Here is a 19028-nt window from a genome sequence, read left to right on the forward strand (position 1 = left end):
ATAAAACTTAGAGGGATTCCAGGTAGTGCTGGGCGTCGATAGCGGCCACACAGCCTGAACCGGCGGCGGTAATAGCCTGGCGGTAGGTGGGGTCGATAACGTCACCGGCGGCAAAAACACCGGGAATAGAGGTGCGGGAAGAGCGGCCGTCGACGGCAATGGTGCCGGCCTCAGTAAGCTCCAGCTTGCCCTCGACCAGGGCGGTGCGGGGGTCTGAGCCGATAGCAACGAAGACGCCTTCAACGTCCAGAACAGACTCTTCGCCGGTCTTGACGTTGGTCAGGGTCAGGCCGGAGACCTTCTCGTCGCCGTCAATGGTCTTGACGACGGAGTCCCAGATGACCTCGATCTTTTCGTGGGCCAGGGCCCGCTGGGCCATGATTTCTGAGGCGCGGAAGGAGTCGCGGCGGTGGACCAGGTAGACCTTGGAGGCAAAAGAGGTCAAGAAGAGGGCCTCTTCAAGAGCTGAATCTCCGCCGCCGATCACAGCCAGGGCCTTTTCCTTGAAGAAGAAACCGTCGCAGGTTGCACACCAGGAGACGCCGTGGCCTGAGAGGCGGGCTTCGCCGTCCACGCCCAGCTTGCGGTATTCGGAGCCGGTGGAGAAAATCACGGCCTTAGCCAGGTGAACTGACCCGTCGGTCAAAATAACTTTCTTGACGTCGCCGTCCAGCTCAACCTCAGCGACGTCCTCGTAACGGATATCAGCACCAAAACGCTCGGCCTGAGCTCCGATGTTGGTCATGAGCTCAGGGCCCTGGATGCCCTCGATAAAGCCGGGGAAGTTTTCAACCTCTGTGGTGGTCATGAGGTCGCCACCGGGGGAGATAGAAGAAGCGAAGAGGACGGGCTTGAGGTTGGCCCGGGCGGTGTAGATAGCTGCGGTGTAGCCTGCAGGGCCTGAGCCAACGATGATGACATTGTGGACGGTCTGGTCGCCAGCTTCGGTTGCTGCAGTAGCAGGTGCGGAGTCGGTAGCTGCAGCCAGGTTGAGGCCGGCTGCGGTGCCGCCGAAGAGGCCGCCGAGTGCAGAGTCGGTCATGGTTCTCCTTGTGGATGGGTGAGAGGTGAACTTATGCAATATAACGGCGGGTGGGTGGGTCTTATTCCCACCCACCCGCCGGTAGGGCTAAAACTTATTTGACACTGATTTCAGCAAGACGCAGGCCGAAGGGGAAGTTCCCGACGATGGGCTGGGTGAGCTGGGGGGCGCTGGTGAACTGGACGATGATGTACTCGGTATTGCCGTCCTGGACGTCCTTGTTGAGTTCAACGGTGGTTTCACCGGGGTTGGCGAAGGTGCCGGATCCGATTTCTTTGGCGCCGTCGATAGAAGCGGAGGATGAAGCGAACACCTTGAAGGCGCCACCGGTGCCTGAGATCTGGTTGATAGTCAGGGAGTTGACGGTGGTTGCTTCGTCGAGCTTGGCGGCCAGGTAGAAGGAGTCGGTGAGGCCGCCGAAGTTAGCTGAGCCGAAGGCCAGGGAGATCCAGTGGGTTTCGGGGTTGCCGTCGGTGATGGTGCCGAGCAGGGCGTCGCTTTCAGCCATGAGGTTGGGGCTGGAGGGGACGGTGCGGGTGAAGTTGCCGTCCAGCTTGGGAGCGGGGAGCTTCTTCTCTGCGGTGGGGGTGGGGGAGGGCGTGGGGGTTGTGCTGGCCTGGGCTGTTGCGGTGGGGGTGGCGGTGGTGCGGCCGAAGGCCTCCTGGGAGGCGTCGGAGTCGACCATGGTGCCAAGGCCGTTGAAGGCTACACCTGCTGCGATGACGAGCAGGAGGATGGCTGCGATGCCGATGGCCCATTTGCCGCCATTGCGTTCGGGTGATTCTTCGCCTTCGTAGTAGCCGTCTTGTTCGGCGTCGTATTCTTCGAATTCGTCCTGGGGGACGGTTTCGATGGTGCGGGTTGCGCTGATGGGGGCGGCGGTGCCTGCGGCGGCTGCGGGGCTTGCGTCCTTTGCCCGGACGTAGGTGTTGGGGGCGCTCATGGGCCCGGTGTCACCGAAGATCTCTTCGCCGAATTTTTCGGAGGAGCCGGAGTCTGAGTCGGTGAGCAGGGCGTCGAGGAGGACGTCCGGGCGGGAGTGGGAGGTGATGAGGTAGGTGCTGTCGCCGGTGTTGCCCAGGTCAAGGACCTGCACGTTGGAGCGGGAGAGCGCCGCTGAATTGCGGGCGTTAGCAACCAGCAGTCGGTTGTGGGAGGGGGCTGCCACGACGATGGATACCTTGCGGGAAAGTACCTGGTCGAGGCCGTCGAGGACGAGGTCGCCGCTAGCGGTTTCGAGGATGTGAGCGGTGACCTTGTAGCGGTCGCCGAGCATGGTGCTCAGAGGGATCTGCTGTGTCAAAGGGGTAGCCTCCCATGCGGAAAAGTAAGGTGGGTGATTGCGTCTGGTATCTGATATTACCCGTTAGCTTGCGGTGGTGCGTCGCCGGGCGCCGAGTTTGTTCAGAATTGGGTTGATGAGGGTGTCGAGTTCTCGGACTCTGAAGAGCATGAGCATGGCGTAGTAGGCCAGGCCCATGACGATTCCGCCGATCATGACGGTGATGAAGGCGGTGCCTCTGGAGGCCCAGGCGAAGCCGGTGAAGTCGTAGCCGCCGAGGAGGTAGAGGGCGGCGACGCCTGCGAGGCCTGCTCCGATGGAGGCGAAGGAGACCCGGGCGTGGGTTGAGATGATGTCTGCAACGCCGTAGTCGCCAAGGCGGCGGGCTAGGACGCGGTGGCTGAGGTAGACCGCCAGGACGTTTTGGAGGGCGTAGGTGAGGGCCAGGCCGTAGATGATGTGTTGGGGGGCTAGGCGGGAGGCCGTGAAGCCGAGGGCGATGATGACGAAGGCTGAGATGAGCTGGATGTAGAAGGGGGTTTTGGCGTCTTCTTGGGAGTAGAAGACGCGGGCCATCATGAAGGAGATAGTGAGGAAGGGCCCTCCCAGGGCGATGACGGTGATGGTTTGGCCGATGACGGCGCCTGCTTGGGGGGAGCCGCCACCGAAGATCATGCCGATGGGGCCGGCGAAGACGATGAGGGCGACGGCGCAGAAGATGGTGGCGATGGAGGCGGTCCGTAGGCCAGATGAGAGGGCTGCTGCGACGGTGCTGTGGTCGTCGTCTTGCGAGGCGGCTGACATGCGGTTGAAGAGGACGGTGGCGATGGAGAGGCCGATGACGCCGTGGGGCAGGGAGTAGAGCATGGAGGAGTAGTTGAGGGCCTGCACTCCGGGGATTTGGACGCCCATGGCCAGGAATTCTTCGCGGGCACCGACGACGTCGGCGGCGACCTTGGTGAGGTACATGAAGGCGAGGTTGGAGATGACACCGGTGGCCAACGTCCAGCCTGCGAGGTGGGCTGCGGTGCTGAGGCCGATGCCGCGCCAGCCGAATTTCGGGCGGAGGGTAAGCCCTACTTTTCGCAGGGGGATGAAGAGAATGAGAGCCTGCAGGGCGACGCCCAGGGTTGCCGAACCTGCCAGAACGAGGGTTTGGGCGGACGTCCAGCTTTCGAGGTTGTGGAAGGGCGGGTTGGTGGTGACGTCCTGGGGGCCGAAGGCGAAGATGAAGAGGATAAGGGCGGCAATGGCGACGACGTTGTTGAGGACGGGCGCCCACATGTACCAGCCGAAGGCCCCGCGGGCGTTGAGGACCTGGCCCAGGACGGTGTAGAGGCCGTAGAAGAAGATTTGGGGGAGGCACCAGAGGGCGAAGATCCAGCCGAAATGCTGCTGCTCGGGTGTCCATTTGCTGCCCATGACGGTAATGATGGGCCAGGAGAAGAGCAGGACGATGGCAGTCACTGCCGCGATACCGCTGACTGCCAGCGTCACTAGGCGGGAGACGTAGTCGGAGCCGCCGTCGTCGTGCTTGGCGGCCTTGATAATTTGCGGCACCAGCACAGCGTTAAAAATGCCGCCAGCTACCAGGACATAAATCAGGTTGGGTAGGGTGTTGGCGGTTTCAAAAATGTCGCCCACGGTGGTGGTGGCACCTAAGGCGACGGTGATGAGGAAGGTTTTGACGAAGCCTAGAACCCTAGAGACCAGGGTACCTGCGGCCATGATCGCGCTGGAGAGAGCACCGGAACGTGCCACGGGAATCCTTATCTACTTAGTTAGGTGAGCTGGTGAATGATGTATTCACGGGCGATTTCAGCAATGCGCCGCTCATTGGGGAAGGAGAGTTTGCGGCCCAGGTCGTCGATATTGACCCAGGCGACGTCGACGGCTTCGTGGTCGGGATCGTTTTCTGTGGTGAGTTCCCCGCCGGTGGCCGAGAAGAGAAAGTGGTGGACGGTCTTGTGGACGCGGTGGCCTGACACGTTGAACCAGTAGTCGATGGAGCCTAGGGAGGTGATAACCTCACCGGCGATTCCAGTTTCTTCTTCGATTTCGCGGGCTGCTGCCTGCGCTTTGGTTTCTTTGCCTTCGGGGTGGCCCTTGGGGAGGCACCATTCGAGGCGGCCGCCGCGGTTGACGCGGGCGATGATGGCAACGGGGAGGTTGCGGTCATCGAAGTTGACGATGACGCCACCTGCTGAGACCTCCTCTACCGTGGGCATGGCAGCTACGGGCGTGAAAGCCCGCCTCTTGGGTGCCCGGGGAATAGGAAAAGTCATGTCTCTACCTTAACCGATAGAGCAGGGTGTGTGTTTAAATGCGGGGGTGTAAGTGGTAACTTGTGTGGTTTGCTGGCACGATTGAAGGGTTATGGCGCATGTTTTTGATACTTCTCTCATTCACCCCGTTGCCCTAGAGGCGGGTGAGCTCTTTGCCCGCGCGGGCTTTGAACTAGCCCTGGTGGGCGGGCCCGTCCGTGACCTGTTTTTGGGGGAAACCTCGGTAGATTTGGACTTCACTACCAACGCCACTCCCGATCAAACCCTGGCTGTGGTGGACGGCTGGGCCGACGCTACCTGGGAGATCGGCAAGGAGTACGGCACCATCGGCATCCGCAAGGGCAATGAGATGGTTGAAATCACCACCTACCGGGCTGAAAAGTACGACCCTGATTCCCGTAAGCCGGTGGTCGCTTTCGGTACAGATTTGAAGGAAGACCTCTTCCGCCGCGATTTCACCATTAATTCGATGGCTCTGCGCCTGCCCTCCCTTGAACTGGTTGATCCCTTTGGGGGTCAGGAGGACTTGCAGAAGGGTATTATCCGCACCCCCGGCACCCCGCAGGCGTCCTTTTCGGACGACCCGCTGCGCATGATGCGGGCCGCTCGTTTTGCCTCCCGCCTGGATATTGATCTGGCCCCTGAGGTTTTTGAGGCCATGGTTGATATGGCCGACCGCATTCAGATTATTTCGGCTGAGCGGGTGCGCGATGAGCTGGTCAAGCTCATCTGCGGTGTTGCCCCCCGCCGCGGTGTGGACCTGCTGGTTGAATCGGGGTTGGCTGCCTTTGTGCTGCCTGAAATCCCGGCCCTGAAGCTGGAGGTTGATGAGCACCACCGCCACAAGGACGTCTACCAGCACTCCCTGACCGTCATGGAGCAGGCTGCCGCCCTCGAAACCGACGCGGACGGCGCCGTTCCCGGCCCTGACTTCGTCCTGCGTTTTGCCGCCCTCATGCACGATATCGGCAAGCCGGCTACCCGCAAGTTTGAGAGCAACGGAGCTGTGAGCTTCCTGCACCACGATGTGGTGGGAGCCAAGCTGACGAAGAAGCGCATGCGCGAGTTACGCTTCGATAACGACACCATCAAGGCTGTGGCCCGCCTGGTTGAGCTTCACATGCGGTTCTACGGGTACGGGGACGCCGGTTGGACGGACTCTGCGGTGCGCCGCTATGTGCGCGACGCCGGGGACCTGCTGGAGCGCCTGCACCGACTGACCCGGGCGGACGTCACCACCCGCAACAAACGCAAGGCCAACCGGATCGCGTCCGCCTACGACGATTTGGAACGCCGCATCACCGAGCTGGCCGAGCAGGAGGAGCTGGACGCTATCCGCCCCGACCTCGACGGCGAAGAAATCATGGCCATTTTGGGTATCAAGCCCGGCCCCCAGGTTGGCCAGGCCTACAAGTTCCTGCTTAACCTGCGCCTGGATGAAGGGGCCCTGGGCAAGGAAGAAGCCACCGCCCGCCTGCTGGAGTGGAGCAAAAAGTAAGGCCAGAAACTTGAGTATAAGTGTATATCCTTATATATGAACATATAAGGATATACACTTATCTTATGTTTGTTCTGACTGTTGACCAGGTGGGTTCATCTGGTGATGAGGATCGAGTCCCTGACCTCTTTGCCCTTGTCGATGGGCTAGAGAGCGGTGGTGCCCCAGTCCGTCCATTCCAGCGCACCGCAGGTGACGAAGCCCAGGCGGTGTTCGATGATCCAGCTGCTGCGCTTGTGACCGCTCTTGCCCTGGTGCGTACCGGTCACTGGTACGTGGGCATAGGGGAGGGCCCCGTAAACGTCCCGCTACCTGCAGAAACTCGGGCAGGGGCCGGGCCTGCCTTTGAGTACGCCCGCAGAGCGGTTGAGCGGGCTAAAAAAACAAGAGGACGCTGCTGTTTCGCTGGGTCTGTAGCGTCAGCTCAGCTGGTTGATAGAGCCCTGAGCCTGCTCGCCCGTCTTGAAATAGACCGGCAAGAAACCCGCCAGAAGGCCGGTGAGATGACTCGTCAGGGGTTGTCTCAGAAACAGATAGCTGAAAAACTTGGGATAAGTCAGTCTGCCGTGAGTCAGCGTCTTAGCGAGGGCTACTGGTCCGAAACACGAGCTCTGATAGACGAACTGGTAGAAATCCTGCGGTAGTGAAACTCAACGATGAGGGAGCTGTGTGAGCGTCTTTTTAGCCTGTGCCTTAGCGGTTGTGGGTCTAGCGGGTGTTTTACCTAGCTTGCGACCTGCTCTCAAAAGAATGCCAGGAGCAGGCTTCCTGCTTATTCTTCAAACAGCACTCATGGTCACCGTACTCGTGGTAAGTCTCTATGGGTATATAAGTTCTTATCAGGAAATTGGGGTGCTGACCGTGTGTGCTGTTTGGGCCGCAGCTTGTGGCGGAAGTCTTCCTCTGGCAACTTTGCTAAACCGTATCGCACACCGTGAACCTGAACTCTCCACTGACTCTGACGACTCGAAGCAACTGCGTGGGGCGATAACAACACCGGAAGGTGAACAGCTGCAGATTGAAGGGACACTGAGCTCACCAAAAACACATGAGAGTGCTCTGTTATCCGGTGGACACTGGATCGGAATCTTTGAACGTCTAACCATCGCCGTGCTGCTCGTCTTTGCACAGCCAGCACTTTTAGCAGCGGTGGTAGCAGTCAAGGGGCTGGCTCGATACCCTGAGATTCGAGCAAAGAGCAGTCTCGCTGAAAAGTTCATTGTAGGAACTTTCGCATCGGCGCTTTGGGCAGGCCTATGCATCTTGCCCATACATCTGCTCCAAGTAGGCTAAAAGAAAATAGTGGTAGATGGCGAGACTGGTTTTAACGCTGAGGAAGTATGAAGAACTCACCCCGTAGACTGATGTTTTCTTCGGCCTAAACCCCTAGTGTTAAAAGTGAAACCGTCACGCACAACAAGGGGAGACCCATGCTAGAGGTCAAACACCTCACCAAAAAATACGGCGCGAAAACCGCCGTCAACAACATCAGCTTCACCGTACCCAACGGCAAAGTCACCGGCTTCCTCGGCCCTAACGGCGCCGGTAAATCCACCACCATGCGAATGCTGGTCGGCCTCGAAAACCCCACCTCAGGCAAGGCCCTGGTCGATCACCAGCCCTACCGCTCCCTCAAGAGCCCACTGACCTCCGTCGGCGCCCTGCTCGACGCCAAGGCCATGCACCCCGGACGCTCCGGGGCGGCCCACCTGCGCTCGCTGGCGCTGACCCACGGTATCCCCAAGAAGCGCGTTGATGAGGTCATTGAGATGACCGGCCTCTCCGCTGTCTCCAAAAAGAAGGTCAAGGGCTTCTCCCTGGGTATGGGCCAGCGCATGGGTATTGCTGCCGCCCTGCTGGGGGATCCCCAGAACATCATTCTGGACGAACCTGTCAACGGCCTTGACCCCGAAGGTGTCATCTGGGTCCGTAACCTGGCCCGCCACCTGGCTTCTGAAGGCCGTGCCGTCCTTATCTCCTCCCACCTGATGAGCGAAATGGCCCAGACCGCTGATGACCTCATCGTGATTGGCCGCGGCCGGGTCCTGGCTAACTGCTCTATGGAAGAATTCCTCACTATCGGTGACTCCAACAAGGTGCTGGTTCGCACTGACGCCCGTGAGGCCTTTGCCGCGACCCTCACCGGGGCAGGCCACCGCTTCACCCCCGTCGATACAGACGGCCTGATGGTTGAACAGGCTGATGCCCGAGCCCTGGCCCAGTTGGCTGCCCGCACCGACGTCCTGCTGCACGAACTTACCCCCCAGAAGTCCACCCTGGAGCAGGTCTACATGAACATGACCCGCGACGAGGTCGAATACCATTCTGCTGACTTCATCCCCGCAGACAAGGGGCAGGACGTCCCCGCCCCGGCTTCTGCGCCCGCCGCCCCCTGGAACCAGGCCGACACCGACGCTAAGGAGAACTAACCGTGACTACTACCCTTTCTGCTCCCGCGTCAGTCTCTCAGTTTGCCGGGCGCAAACTGTCCTTTGTCGGGGTCGTCCGTTCTGAGTTCCTGAAATTCCGCACCCTCACCACAAACTGGGTGATGACCCTGGTGCTGGGCCTTGTGATGGTTGGCATGGCCCCGCTCTACTCGATGGTGCTCAACTCCATGGCAGAGAGCCCCGAGATGATGGCCCAGGCTGAGCAGGGCATGGCTGCCACTAACGCCGGTGTTGAAACTATGACCAATATGGCATATGCGCTAGGTGTGTCGGGTATTGATATGGCCAATATGCTGATTGCTTCTGTTGCTGCGGTTTTTATCGGCTCTGAATATGCCACCCGAGCTATTCATACCTCGATGACCGTGGTTCCCCGGCGTTCTACCCTCTACCTGGCCAAGCTGTTCGTCATTACTGTCTACGCTTTTATAGCCGGTGTGGCATTTGCAGCGCTTGCCTTCTGGGCCGGGCACCCCGTGCTCAACGAGTCAATCCAGCAGACCCTTGAAGTGAACAACGGCCTCTTCCTGAACTGGGTTGCTGCCGGTATCTACTTTGTCGTCATGGCCTGGATGGGCTTCGGCTTCGGTGCCCTCTTCCGCAACAATGCCGGTGGTATCGTCCTGGTCGTCTTCATCCTGCTGATTCTGCCCATTATCGCCAGCCTCTTCATGGGCCAGTTCGAATGGGTCGCTGACGCCTTCAACTACCTCCCGTCAGGTCTGGGCCGCGTCATCCTCACCTATGACCTGGCAGCCGATGCTGAGCTGGGCTACCTCGAAGGCGGCCTCTGGTTTGCTGCCTGGGGTGCAGCTGCCGCCCTGCTGGGCTACCTGCGGTTTACCCTGACGGACGCCCGCGGCTAAGGCCCGTCCGTCCTAACAGGTAGCAGGGTCCTGACCCGCTGTGACCACCGAAGCTGGTGGAGTGCAATCCTAGGTAACTAGGAGAAACGGTGCTCCACCGGTTTCACTTTTTAACCGTAAAATGATGAGTATGGTCAAGCACACAGAAACCGGTGAAGAGGCTCCCCGCCGCTCCCGATCTCATGCGCCTATCGGCCAGGCTAAAGAGGGGCTGACCACCTCGATTCAAAAGGTCGCTAAGTTCTCTGAGCAGGTTGGTGACTTTGGCGAGCTTGTTGGCGACTTCACCGAGAAGGTCGGCGACATTACCGGTAGGGCCGCCGGAATCCTGACTAGCCGAGACGCCCGTATCGTCCGCGTCCGCCTCTCCCTCACCGCCCTGCTGGTCACGCTGCTTGCCCTCGTGGTTGCCGCCGTCGGTAACTACTACTCCCTACCCCACACGCCCGAAGAAACCGTTGACCGCTACCTGGCTGCCCAGGTCCGGGGCGACTACACCTCCAGTATTAACCGGCCCGCCTACAGCTTCGGAAGCACCTACCTAACCAACGCCATCTACAGCGCAGCAGAAGGCCGTATCGACAGCTACACCATCACCGGAACCCGCATAGACGGCCCGGGAATCGCCCAGGTCAGCGTTGAAGCGGTGGTGGACGGCCACAGCCACGCCTTCACCCTGCCCCTCACCCTCGAACCGCGCACCGGCCCCTTCAACGACCTCTGGGTTATTTCCACCCCTACCCACGCTGCCCTCACCCTCACCTCACCGGTAGCCCTCGCCTCCGTCCGGATCAATGACCAGCCCCTCACCCTGCCCGTCACCCGCCGCACGGCAGATGCCAACGGATACAACTGGTCCGTGCCCACCCCGCCGGGAACCTACACCTTCTCCCTGCCGAGCAACTCCTACTACACCCTCGGTTCCACCGGCCCAAGCATTACCATTCCCTTCCCCGGTGATGAGGCCACCAGTCTCGATCACCAAGCTCTCACCCTGGACGTCCGCCCCTCCCCCCGTATGTGGAACGAAGCCAATGACCTCGTCACCGCCTGGCTTGAACGCTGCGAACGGTCCCGCAGACTCGAATCCCCCGGCTGCCCCTCCTCCCAGCTACACGGAGAAGACACCACCGAAACCATCCGGAACGTCCGGTGGGAACTCACCAGCCGCCCCGCCTTCGTCCTCGAACAAGACTCCCAAAAACCAGATACCTGGCACGCCAGCCGCTACCGGCCAGCAACCTTCACCGTCACCTACACCGCTGACGGCCAAGCCCAACGTGAAACCATCGATTTTTTCATCAACGCTGAGATAGTCTCAGATGGAACCTTTGCAGATATTCGCGTAGGCCTCGGTGGCCAAGAAGAAACCGAAGCGCAAGTCCGTCAGGCTGAAGAAACCGAAGCTGCCAACCAATCCACCCTCGAACAAGTAGCTGACACCGACACCACTCGTTAGACAGGAAACCATGCCCGACCAACCCCAGCACTACCAGCCCACCTACATCAACACCCCCGGCCGGGCAAGCAGCTTCGCCCAGGGGCAGCCCGTCTATATCGTGCAGGCAAAATCAACCCTGGTGGCCTATCTGCTCTTCATCTTCCTCTGGTGGCTGGGCGCCCACAAGTTCTACCTCCGCCAGCCCTTCATGGGTGTCTTCTACATCCTGGGCAACCTCATTGCAGGCGGTATCACCGCCGCCGTGCCCTTCATCGGCTGGATCTTCTACATCCCCCTGGTCATCGTCATGATCTGGGACCTCTTCACCATCCCGATCCGAGTCGGCTTCCTTAACTCCCTGATGAGCCGGCCCCGCTACTAGGGGGGCGCCTACTGGCTGTCAGCGTGCTGTGAACAACACCGCTTTAACCGCGCCACCCCTGCCCAAACCGGACGTCCTCCTGTAAAGTTGATGAAGTCTGTGCTGGTAGCCCGGCCAACACCCGAGGCCCCGCAGACAGTACGTAATCTCCTGCTATGGAAATCCCATAGCCGCTTAGCCCAAAGGAGGGGTTTAATCATGCGTGCATACGAACTGATGGTTATCCTCAACCCCGAGGTAGAGGACAAGGCTGTAGAGCCCACCCTCACCAAGTTCCTCGAAGTTGTCACCAAGGACAACGGCACCGTTGACAACATGGACATCTGGGGCCGCCGTAAGCTCGCTTACGAAATCCAGAAGAAGTCCGAAGGCATCTACGCCGTCGTCAACTTCACCTCAACCCCCGAGACTGCAGCTGAACTGGACCGCGTTCTGAACCTGAACGAATCCGTCATGCGCACCAAGATCATCCGCCCGGAAGATCAGCAGATCTCCTCCAAGTAAATGTTTGAGCTGGGGCCCTGTTCACTAAAATGTCAGACTCCCCTGCAAGACTTCAAATACTTACACTTTCTACGACTGGAGGCTTCACATGGCTGGCGATACCGTCATTACCGTCATCGGTAACCTGACTGGCGATCCTGAGCTCCGCTTCACCCCCAACGGTGCAGCTGTAGCGAACTTTACGATCGCTTCAACTCCCCGCAACTTCGACCGCGCATCCGGCGAATGGAAGGAAGGCGAAACCCTCTTCCTCCGCGCCAGCGTCTGGCGTGAAGCTGCAGAGAACGTCGCCGAGACCCTCAAGAAGGGCATGCGCGTCATCGCGCAGGGCCGTCTGAAGTCTCGCTCGTACGAAACCAAAGAAGGCGAGCGTCGCACCAGTATGGAGCTAGAGATCGAAGAAATCGGTCCCTCCCTCCGTTTTGCGTCCGCTAACGTCAACCGTAACCAGCGTTCAGGTGGCAACTTCGGTGGCGACCAGTTCGGTGGCGGTTACGGCGCCCCCGCTGGCAACGGCTACAACGCCGGTGGCCAGGGTGGCTACGGCGGTGCTGGCTACGGCCAGCAGCAGGGCGGCTACAACGCAGCCCCCGCCCAGGGTGGCTACGCTGCGGCACCTGCCCAGCAGGCCCCCGCAGCACCCGCCCCGCAGGCAGCCCCTGCCCCTGCCGCTCCGGCAGCTGACCCCTGGGGCCAGCAGTCCGGTGGCAACTACGACTGGGGCTCAAGCGCCGACGACGAACCCCCCTTCTAAGCCGGTTACAGGGCACCTGCCCTGACACTGTACGAAGGGAAGGGCAAACGTCCTTCTTTGAACCAAGACAAATAATCACCCATCCCGCGGCATAACCCGCGGGCTCCCACCAGAAAAAGGAGCACCACGATGGCTAAGGCTGAACTCCGTAAGCCCAAACCCAAGCAGAACCCCCTGAAGGCTGCTGACGTCACCGTTATCGACTACAAGGACGTCGCACTTCTGCGTAAGTTCATCTCCGACCGCGGCAAGATCCGTGCCCGTCGCGTCACCGGCGTAACCGTTCAGGAACAGCGCAAGATCGCTCAGGCAATCAAGAACGCCCGCGAAGTTGCACTGCTGCCCTACTCAGGCGCTGGCCGCTAAATCGATAGGAGAGTAGAAGTAACATGGCTAAGATCATTCTTACTCAGGAAGTCACCGGCCTCGGCGCCGCTGGCGACGTTGTAACCGTCAAGGACGGCTACGCCCGTAACTACCTGCTGCCTCGCGGCTTCGCAGTCACCTGGACTGTAGGCGGCGAAAAGCAGGTTGAGTCCATCCGCGCAGCTCGCGCTGCTCGTGCCAAGGCTAACCTCGAAGAGGCAAAGGCAACCGCAGCTGCTCTGGCAGCTAAGCCCGTTGTTGTTGCCCACAAGGCTGGCGCTGACGGCCGTCTCTTCGGCACCGTCAAGGCTGAGCACGTTGCTGACGCCATTGAGGCTTCAGGCGCAGGCTCCGTTGACAAGCGTGCGATCAACCTCGGTTCCGCTATCAAGCGCACCGGCGTTTACACCGTTTCCGTGCGTCTGCACGAAGACGTTGTAGCTAACGTTGAGCTGGACGTTGTAGCTGAGTAATTCCGTTTAGGGTTATTCGCTAGGCTTCTAGCAGCATGAGGACGCCCCGTTCCCCCTTGGTGGGGGAGCGGGGCGTCTGTGCGTGTGCGGACGGCGGTGGGTTAGGGTTTGCCGGTAGTTTTTGGCATGCTAGAGGGTATGGCTTTAGATGAGACTGGTTCTAGGAAGAAACTGCCGCAGAGTACCCAGATGCTGATTGCTGCTGCGGTGACTGAGACGGTGGCTGTGCTGGCTTTGGTGCTGGCTTTTGTGGTGAATGTGGGTTCGCCGTCTACTGTGCTGGCTACTTTCTTGGGCTTTATGACGGTTTCGGTGCTGGCTGCGTCCCTGGCTTTTTTGTTTGCCCTGGTGGGGCTGGTCCGTTATTCCCGGCATGGTCTGTGGTTTCTGCTGGTGTTAGTTGTTTCAGTGCTGGCGAATCCGGTGCTGTGGTTTTTCATCATCGGCTATTTGGCCTAGGCGTGCCTGTAGCTGCCGGGGGTGGGTTAGCCGGGGCGGGGCCGTCCTGAAAAATACCCAGCTTGCTCCCAGGTAACTTAAAACGCAATTCAAGCCTAGTGCGGTTATATAGAGGTAACAGCTCGAAAGGCTATAAGAAGCGAATGTGTGTGTGCTTCGAAAACTGGGTAATGCTGAACCCGGTTTTCACTTCTAAGTGGCAAGACCAGTATGGGGGTCTTGCCACTTTTCTTTTTAACCGGTTGGCTTCTGGGGGGGAGAAATCTGGCAGGGGGCCAGAATCAGCCGTGGGGCGGATACCGGTGCCGCCCTTATCGCGTAGGCTGGGGGAAACGTGTGTAACCAGTGAAAGGCCTTTCTGATGTCCCTCGCCCCTGCCCAGCCCCCTGCCCAGCCTGCCCGTCCTGTGCGTCTGCTGGTGCCCGATGTGGCTCGAGGTCTGATGTTGTGGGGTATTGCGGTGGCTAACGTGGCTACTGCCTGGGTAGTGTTTGCCGGTGGTCCGGCGTCTATGACCGGGCGGGTGGTCGATGATAGTTTCTGGGACAAGCTGACCATCATGTTCACCACGTCTTTCGTGCATGCCCGCGGCTTCCCCATGTTCTCAACCCTGCTGGGCTTCGGGGTGGGGCTGATTGCAGCCAGCCTCTACCGGCGTGGCTACCCGCTACCCAAGGCTCGCGGGGTGATTGCCCGCCGCTACGGTATGCTGGCGATCTTTGGCGCCCTGCACATGGTCTTTCTCTTCTGGGGTGACATCATGCTGGCCTACGGCTTGATTGGCTTGTTCATGGCCTGCCTGATCGCGGTGCGCACCAGGGTTTTGCTCTGGGTGGCCGGGTCGCTCTTTGCTGTGACTAACCTGGTGGCCCTGGCCGGGGCGCTCTTGCTTGAGTCGGTTCTTGGTGGGGGTCAGCTCCAAGAGCTCCTGAACGGCGGTAGCGGTGATTTGTTGCAGGTTACAAGCTACTGGTCGGTACTGCTTAACGGCCTGATTGTGCTGCTGGGCAGTATCTTCGGCATACCTTTACAGGCTTTCATGCTGCTGCCCCTGATGCTGCTGGGGTTTGTGCTGGCCCGGGAGGGTGTGCTGGCTGACCCCGTCCGTCACCGCCGCGTCCTGGCCTGGCTGGCCGGGGTGGACGCCGGTGCCCCCGTCCCCGCCTTGCTTCGGCCCTTGATTGCCCTGGGTAAGCGGTCTATGACCGGCTATGTGTTGCAGTCGGTGATTTTCTTAGGGGTCTTTGGCAGTTTTGCCCTGGGGCTTTTTGCGGACGCCGGTGCCGCCCTGCTCCTGCTGGTCGGCTCTGCCGGGTGGTTGGTGACGGTTCTGGTGGCGGTGGCCCTTGAAGCAGCGGGTAAGCCCGGCCCGCTGGAGGCCCTGCACCGGCGGATGTCTTACGGTAAGGGTGGCCTGAAGTAGGGGCTGCCTGCCGCCCCCGGGGTCTTGTGAGCTTGAGCGATGGCGTAGGGACAGCCTGGCACCTGGATGAAGCGACCCTGCCGGATTCTCAGCTGGCACACAGGAAGGGCATATCAGAGCTTAAGAAGGATCCGCCATACTAGAGGTACAAGGTTCGGAAGAGCGTGATCCACTGTAGTGGCTCTGCTGAATCTCAAGAAAACAGTAGTGAGTGTTTCTTGCAGGGGGCTTAGCCTCCATGTGTATATATGTGTGTGTATGGACGAGGCCGGGTCGGGGGACCCGGCCTCGTCGCTTTAACCCCCGGGGCGCCCGGCCCCTAGAATGGGTGCTTATGCATTGGCTTATTCTGATTATTTCTGGCCTCTTTGAGGCGGTATGGGCGACGGCCCTGGGTAGGTCTGAGGGTCTGACCCGCTTGACTCCCACCCTGGTCTTTATCGGGGGTCTGGTGCTGAGCATGGTGGGCCTGGCCTACGCCATGCGGGAGCTGCCTACTGGCACCGCTTATGCCGTGTGGGTGGGCGTCGGCGCGACCGTCACCGTCCTTTATGCCATGGCGACCGGCACCGAGCCCGTTTCCCTGCTTAAGGTACTCTTCCTGCTCATGATTGTGGCGGGTATTGTGGGGCTGAAAGTTACCTCCTAGAGAGATAGGCGCATAATAGACCCATGAAGGTTTTACTCGCTGTCGATAAGTTCAAGGGCACGCTCACCGGTGCCCAGCTCACTGAGGCGCTCGCTGCCGGGTTAGAGGGGGCTGGTGGGTGCGAGATTATCACCTGCCCCATTGCGGACGGCGGCGACGGCACCGTAGATGCCGCCCTGGCCGCTGGCTACAGCGAGGTCACCTGCACTGTGACGGGCCCCTTTGCCGGTCAGCCGGTTGCTGCCCGCTATGCCTACTCACCAGCTGAGCGCACGGCCGTCCTTGAAATTGCTGAAGCGGGCGGCATTGCCCGCCTGCGCGAGGACCAGCTGGACACCTGGCGGGCCACCTCTTTCGGTGCCGGGGAGCTGATTCTGCACGCGGTGGGCGCGGGTGCGCGGACGCTCGTGGTCGGCCTGGGTGGGTCGGCCAGCACTGACGGGGGAGCGGGCCTCATGCAGGCGCTCGGTGTGAAACTTCAGGACGCCGAAGGGCACGAGCTTGCCCCCGGCGGCGGGGCGCTGGGGCAGCTGGCTTCAGTTGATCTGACCGGGCTGGATGAGCGCCTAGCCGGGGTGGAGATTATCATGGCCAGCGACGTGACCAACCCCCTGTGCGGCCCCTCGGGTGCCGCTGCGGTCTACGGGCCCCAGAAGGGGGCTACCGAAGAGCAGGTGCCCCAGCTTGATAAGAACCTGCAAAAACTAGCTGACACGGTTGAGGACGCCTTGAAGGTTTCACGTGGAACCTTCGCTACCGCCCCCGGTGCAGGGGCAGCCGGTGGCCTGGGTTTTGCCTGCCTGTCGGTGCTCGGGGCCACCATGCGCCCCGGCGTGGACATCTGTTTCGAGCTCACCGGTTTCCACCGGGCCCTTGAGCAGGCTGACCTTGTGATCACCGGCGAAGGAAAATTCGATACCCAGACCCTTCAGGGCAAGGGCCCGGCAGGGGTTGCGACAGCGGCTGTCGCCCGCAACCTGCCGGTTATCGCCGTCTGCGGAATCAGCGACCTTTCCCCCGAGCAGGCCCGCGCCGCCGGTTTCACGGCCGTCTACTCGGTGGTGGGCGATACCGCCGCCACCCTGGAGGAGTCGATGGGCAACCCGAGCCCCTACGTCCGCGTCCTGGGTGAAAAGATCGCTACCGCCCACCTGCGCTAGAGCCTGTCCCGGCGAGCGCTACTTCTTCTTCCAATACCCCTTAGCGTAGCCGTGCCCCTTGGGCACACCCAGCTCCCGTCGCGCCCAGATACGCAAGGGGTGGATAGACCCGGACTCGCCCGCCAGCCAAGTGCAGATCGATCCCTCCGGCAGGGGGTGGCCCATCACAGCCTCAGCCAGGGCCCCGCGCCGGGTGGAATCCACCCAGACCACTTCAAAATGCTCAGGGGTAGCAATCACCTGCTGCGAGGCTTCCCCGGGCACCTCAATAAAGGCCACGCCCCGGGCGCTCGCGGGCAGACTCTCAATCCAGCGGGCCATACCGGGCAGGCCACTCTCGTCACCGGCCAGCAGGTAAAAGTCGTAGTCGTCGCTGATGGAGTAGCCCGACTTCGCCCCCAGAAAATGGGCGCTATCGCCCACGGCAACGGTGCGGGCCCAGGTGGTTCCAGCCCCGTGCTCATGCAGCATGATGTTGATTTCCAGGGCCCCGGTGCGCTCATCAAAGCGCCTGACCGTGTACTTGGCGCTGGTGGTCGGCTGGTTCCAGCGGGCCTTGCCCTTCTCAAAAGTGGGGGCAGGTAGCACCTCCCCCTTCTTGCCGGTCACCAGGTAGATGTACTCACCCACCAGCCCCTGGGCCTCAACCCGCTTACCGTCAGCAGGTTCGGCAACCACCCGCATGACGGTGGGGGTCAGATTCCCCACCTCGGTCACCCGGTAGTGGGCGTAGCCGCCCCGGTACTTGCCCGATCTCATCGGCTGGGGGTAGGACGTCCCCGCCCCGCCCCGGCTACCACCGGCAGCTGGGGTGCGGGCTGGGGTGGTCGCGAGCGCCGAACCCTGCTGGCTGGCGAGCGCCTTTTCCAGCTTCTCCACCCGCTTGAGTAGCCGATTCTGCCCCTTCTTCAGGTACTTCACCTCGGCCTTGAGGCTCTTGAGCTGCTCCTTGGCGTCCTTGCCCTTGCTCTGTGTGCTGCCCACCGGCGTCCTTTCTCTGACTGCGACCAGCCCCTCATGGTGCTGGCTCGTTCAAACTCAAGTACTTAAGTACTCTAGCTAGAACCCATGCTACCGAGATAAAGTTAAATCCATCACGCCAATGCAGTTGTGACCCCAAGGATGTACCCATGACAGCTACCTTTATCCCAACCAGATCCCCGCTGGGAAGGGCCGCCTGCTGGCTGGCCTGGGGCGGGTTCGGCCTAGCGGTCTTCATGTTCATTGCCTGGTTTGTATCGTTAGGTCTTTACCAACCTGATTTCGCCTTCATTTTTATCCTCATCCCCTTCGCAGGCTTTATAGGAATCGCCCTCTACAACCTCGGGCTGATTCTTGGACTCGTAGCTATCTACCGGGGCCAGGCCAAGGCGGCACTCCACTGGGCGCTCTGGCTCCCCATTGCACTGGTTGCCCTTCTTTGCCTCATCTTCTGGGCAGGGGCCCTTCTCTTACAAGGCTCGGTTCCGCACCCCTAGGAGTATCCCATGTCAGATTTCACCCACACTCATACCCATAGCCCTCACCCCTCCCACCCCCACAATGCTAGGTCGGCTACCGTCCTGACAGTCGTTGGCATCATCCTCCTCCTGGCTCCTGTCGCGCACCTGATCGCTGTTCCCCTCGGAATGCTTGGAGTTCCTGTCGCCAAAGAGTGGGCCACGTACAGCTACGACCCCTTTAGCGCCAATATCCTTCTTGCCATTGTGGCCTTAGCCCCCGGCTACTTCTGCCTCCTCGCAGCCCTCCACCGCGCCCCGCTCCGCTCCCGCCTGGTAACAGCAATTATTGCCCCGATGCTCGTCTTAACTTACGCGGTCGCTGCTTCCTTGTATCTTGTTGTCAGGTAGGAGCTGCCGAGCCGCTCCGAGGGGTTAATCACCCCTGCCGGTTCTCCCCCGACCACCCTAGAAATCACGCGCCACCCCTGAATTGGGGCGGGTATCGTGAAAATTTTAACTACTCCACCGTCCTGCACCCTGACTAGTAGATTC

22 protein-coding genes are annotated in these 19028 nt (G+C 60.5%); 17 read left to right on the plus strand and 5 right to left on the minus strand.

Annotated features, from left to right (window positions below; genetic code table 11):
• Window positions 1-7: 7 nt before the first annotated feature.
• From trxB to ACMXX3_RS08490, 4 genes are all read right to left on the minus strand, one after another.
• Complete coding sequence (trxB, locus tag ACMXX3_RS08475; protein WP_421084290.1) at window positions 8-1042, minus strand: thioredoxin-disulfide reductase; 1035 nt, start codon at window positions 1040-1042, stop codon at window positions 8-10.
• A 94-nt stretch (window positions 1043-1136) separates the two neighbouring features.
• The gene (locus ACMXX3_RS08480) at window positions 1137-2345 is read right to left on the minus strand and encodes a serine/threonine protein kinase (RefSeq protein ID WP_421084291.1); all 1209 of its coding nucleotides are present in this window, start codon (window positions 2343-2345) and stop codon (window positions 1137-1139) included.
• Between the two features lie 63 nt (window positions 2346-2408).
• Complete coding sequence (gene murJ / locus ACMXX3_RS08485) at window positions 2409-4085, minus strand: murein biosynthesis integral membrane protein MurJ (RefSeq protein ID WP_421084292.1); 1677 nt, start codon at window positions 4083-4085, stop codon at window positions 2409-2411.
• A 20-nt stretch (window positions 4086-4105) separates the two neighbouring features.
• Window positions 4106-4609: an NUDIX hydrolase gene (locus ACMXX3_RS08490; RefSeq protein WP_421084293.1), complete on the minus strand. Its 504-nt coding sequence runs from the start codon at window positions 4607-4609 to the stop codon at window positions 4106-4108.
• Between the two features lie 91 nt (window positions 4610-4700).
• Here ACMXX3_RS08490 and ACMXX3_RS08495 point away from each other — a divergent pair, with 91 nt between their 5' ends.
• The 15 genes from ACMXX3_RS08495 to ACMXX3_RS08565 all read left to right on the plus strand — a co-directional run bounded on the left by ACMXX3_RS08495 (window position 4701) and on the right by ACMXX3_RS08565 (window position 17034).
• The gene (locus ACMXX3_RS08495; RefSeq protein ID WP_421084294.1) at window positions 4701-6107 is read left to right on the plus strand and encodes a CCA tRNA nucleotidyltransferase; all 1407 of its coding nucleotides are present in this window, start codon (window positions 4701-4703) and stop codon (window positions 6105-6107) included.
• A 65-nt stretch (window positions 6108-6172) separates the two neighbouring features.
• Window positions 6173-6751 (plus strand): sigma factor-like helix-turn-helix DNA-binding protein, encoded by a 579-nt coding sequence (locus ACMXX3_RS08500; RefSeq protein WP_421084295.1) that lies wholly within the window; start codon window positions 6173-6175, stop codon window positions 6749-6751.
• Window positions 6752-6776: 25 nt separating this feature from the next.
• Complete coding sequence (locus ACMXX3_RS08505) at window positions 6777-7400, plus strand: hypothetical protein (RefSeq protein ID WP_421084296.1); 624 nt, start codon at window positions 6777-6779, stop codon at window positions 7398-7400.
• Between the two features lie 137 nt (window positions 7401-7537).
• Entirely contained in the window at window positions 7538-8536 is a 999-nt protein-coding gene (locus ACMXX3_RS08510; RefSeq protein ID WP_421084297.1) for an ABC transporter ATP-binding protein, read from the plus strand.
• A 2-nt stretch (window positions 8537-8538) separates the two neighbouring features.
• Window positions 8539-9423, plus strand: a complete 885-nt coding sequence (locus ACMXX3_RS08515) for a hypothetical protein (RefSeq protein ID WP_421084298.1) — start codon at window positions 8539-8541, stop codon at window positions 9421-9423.
• Window positions 9424-9553: 130 nt separating this feature from the next.
• Window positions 9554-10882: a hypothetical protein gene (locus ACMXX3_RS08520; RefSeq protein ID WP_421084299.1), complete on the plus strand. Its 1329-nt coding sequence runs from the start codon at window positions 9554-9556 to the stop codon at window positions 10880-10882.
• Window positions 10883-10892: 10 nt separating this feature from the next.
• Window positions 10893-11246: a TM2 domain-containing protein gene (locus ACMXX3_RS08525; protein ID WP_421084300.1), complete on the plus strand. Its 354-nt coding sequence runs from the start codon at window positions 10893-10895 to the stop codon at window positions 11244-11246.
• 198 nt (window positions 11247-11444) lie between these two features.
• Window positions 11445-11750: a 30S ribosomal protein S6 gene (gene rpsF / locus ACMXX3_RS08530; RefSeq protein ID WP_135011322.1), complete on the plus strand. Its 306-nt coding sequence runs from the start codon at window positions 11445-11447 to the stop codon at window positions 11748-11750.
• Between the two features lie 88 nt (window positions 11751-11838).
• Complete coding sequence (locus ACMXX3_RS08535) at window positions 11839-12504, plus strand: single-stranded DNA-binding protein (RefSeq protein WP_421084301.1); 666 nt, start codon at window positions 11839-11841, stop codon at window positions 12502-12504.
• A gap of 129 nt (window positions 12505-12633) precedes the next feature.
• Window positions 12634-12870: a 30S ribosomal protein S18 gene (rpsR, locus tag ACMXX3_RS08540; protein ID WP_237189179.1), complete on the plus strand. Its 237-nt coding sequence runs from the start codon at window positions 12634-12636 to the stop codon at window positions 12868-12870.
• A 23-nt stretch (window positions 12871-12893) separates the two neighbouring features.
• Window positions 12894-13343: a 50S ribosomal protein L9 gene (gene rplI, locus ACMXX3_RS08545; protein ID WP_237187011.1), complete on the plus strand. Its 450-nt coding sequence runs from the start codon at window positions 12894-12896 to the stop codon at window positions 13341-13343.
• A 138-nt stretch (window positions 13344-13481) separates the two neighbouring features.
• Entirely contained in the window at window positions 13482-13802 is a 321-nt protein-coding gene (locus ACMXX3_RS08550) for a hypothetical protein (RefSeq protein WP_421084302.1), read from the plus strand.
• Between the two features lie 361 nt (window positions 13803-14163).
• Window positions 14164-15225, plus strand: coding sequence for a DUF418 domain-containing protein (locus ACMXX3_RS08555; protein WP_421084303.1), 1062 nt, complete (start codon window positions 14164-14166; stop codon window positions 15223-15225).
• Window positions 15226-15559: 334 nt separating this feature from the next.
• Window positions 15560-15874 carry a DMT family transporter gene (locus tag ACMXX3_RS08560; RefSeq protein ID WP_237201072.1) on the plus strand — a complete coding sequence of 105 codons (315 nt, stop codon included), beginning with the start codon at window positions 15560-15562 and terminating at the stop codon, window positions 15872-15874.
• A gap of 23 nt (window positions 15875-15897) precedes the next feature.
• Window positions 15898-17034, plus strand: coding sequence for a glycerate kinase (locus ACMXX3_RS08565; RefSeq protein ID WP_421084304.1), 1137 nt, complete (start codon window positions 15898-15900; stop codon window positions 17032-17034).
• An 18-nt stretch (window positions 17035-17052) separates the two neighbouring features.
• Here ACMXX3_RS08565 and ACMXX3_RS08570 read toward each other — a convergent pair whose 3' ends face one another.
• The gene (locus ACMXX3_RS08570) at window positions 17053-18018 is read right to left on the minus strand and encodes a siderophore-interacting protein (RefSeq protein WP_421084305.1); all 966 of its coding nucleotides are present in this window, start codon (window positions 18016-18018) and stop codon (window positions 17053-17055) included.
• Window positions 18019-18164: 146 nt separating this feature from the next.
• On the opposite strand from ACMXX3_RS08570, the gene ACMXX3_RS08575 reads away from it, so the two are divergent.
• On the plus strand, window positions 18165-18512 hold the full coding sequence (locus ACMXX3_RS08575; RefSeq protein WP_421084306.1) for a hypothetical protein: 348 nt from the start codon (window positions 18165-18167) through the stop codon (window positions 18510-18512).
• A 9-nt stretch (window positions 18513-18521) separates the two neighbouring features.
• Complete coding sequence (locus ACMXX3_RS08580; RefSeq protein WP_421084307.1) at window positions 18522-18884, plus strand: hypothetical protein; 363 nt, start codon at window positions 18522-18524, stop codon at window positions 18882-18884.
• Window positions 18885-19028: the final 144 nt, after the last annotated feature.

The organism is Rothia nasimurium (assembly GCF_049068285.1).
Classification (GTDB): domain Bacteria; phylum Actinomycetota; class Actinomycetes; order Actinomycetales; family Micrococcaceae; genus Rothia; species Rothia nasimurium_I.

What these genes read in the sequence shown, in the direction of transcription:
- trxB (WP_421084290.1), bottom strand. Translation starts at nt 1,042, where the DNA reads ATGACCGACTCTGCACTCGGCGGCCTCTTCGGCGGCACCGCAGCCGGC.
- ACMXX3_RS08490 (WP_421084293.1), bottom strand. Translation starts at nt 4,609, where the DNA reads ATGACTTTTCCTATTCCCCGGGCACCCAAGAGGCGGGCTTTCACGCCC.
- ACMXX3_RS08495 (WP_421084294.1), top strand. Translation starts at nt 4,701, where the DNA reads ATGGCGCATGTTTTTGATACTTCTCTCATTCACCCCGTTGCCCTAGAG.
- ACMXX3_RS08500 (WP_421084295.1), top strand. Translation starts at nt 6,173, where the DNA reads ATGTTTGTTCTGACTGTTGACCAGGTGGGTTCATCTGGTGATGAGGAT.
- ACMXX3_RS08510 (WP_421084297.1), top strand. Translation starts at nt 7,538, where the DNA reads ATGCTAGAGGTCAAACACCTCACCAAAAAATACGGCGCGAAAACCGCC.
- ACMXX3_RS08520 (WP_421084299.1), top strand. Translation starts at nt 9,554, where the DNA reads ATGGTCAAGCACACAGAAACCGGTGAAGAGGCTCCCCGCCGCTCCCGA.
- ACMXX3_RS08525 (WP_421084300.1), top strand. Translation starts at nt 10,893, where the DNA reads ATGCCCGACCAACCCCAGCACTACCAGCCCACCTACATCAACACCCCC.
- rpsF (WP_135011322.1), top strand. Translation starts at nt 11,445, where the DNA reads ATGCGTGCATACGAACTGATGGTTATCCTCAACCCCGAGGTAGAGGAC.
- ACMXX3_RS08535 (WP_421084301.1), top strand. Translation starts at nt 11,839, where the DNA reads ATGGCTGGCGATACCGTCATTACCGTCATCGGTAACCTGACTGGCGAT.
- rpsR (WP_237189179.1), top strand. Translation starts at nt 12,634, where the DNA reads ATGGCTAAGGCTGAACTCCGTAAGCCCAAACCCAAGCAGAACCCCCTG.
- rplI (WP_237187011.1), top strand. Translation starts at nt 12,894, where the DNA reads ATGGCTAAGATCATTCTTACTCAGGAAGTCACCGGCCTCGGCGCCGCT.
- ACMXX3_RS08550 (WP_421084302.1), top strand. Translation starts at nt 13,482, where the DNA reads ATGGCTTTAGATGAGACTGGTTCTAGGAAGAAACTGCCGCAGAGTACC.
- ACMXX3_RS08555 (WP_421084303.1), top strand. Translation starts at nt 14,164, where the DNA reads ATGTCCCTCGCCCCTGCCCAGCCCCCTGCCCAGCCTGCCCGTCCTGTG.
- ACMXX3_RS08560 (WP_237201072.1), top strand. Translation starts at nt 15,560, where the DNA reads ATGCATTGGCTTATTCTGATTATTTCTGGCCTCTTTGAGGCGGTATGG.
- ACMXX3_RS08565 (WP_421084304.1), top strand. Translation starts at nt 15,898, where the DNA reads ATGAAGGTTTTACTCGCTGTCGATAAGTTCAAGGGCACGCTCACCGGT.
- ACMXX3_RS08575 (WP_421084306.1), top strand. Translation starts at nt 18,165, where the DNA reads ATGACAGCTACCTTTATCCCAACCAGATCCCCGCTGGGAAGGGCCGCC.
- ACMXX3_RS08580 (WP_421084307.1), top strand. Translation starts at nt 18,522, where the DNA reads ATGTCAGATTTCACCCACACTCATACCCATAGCCCTCACCCCTCCCAC.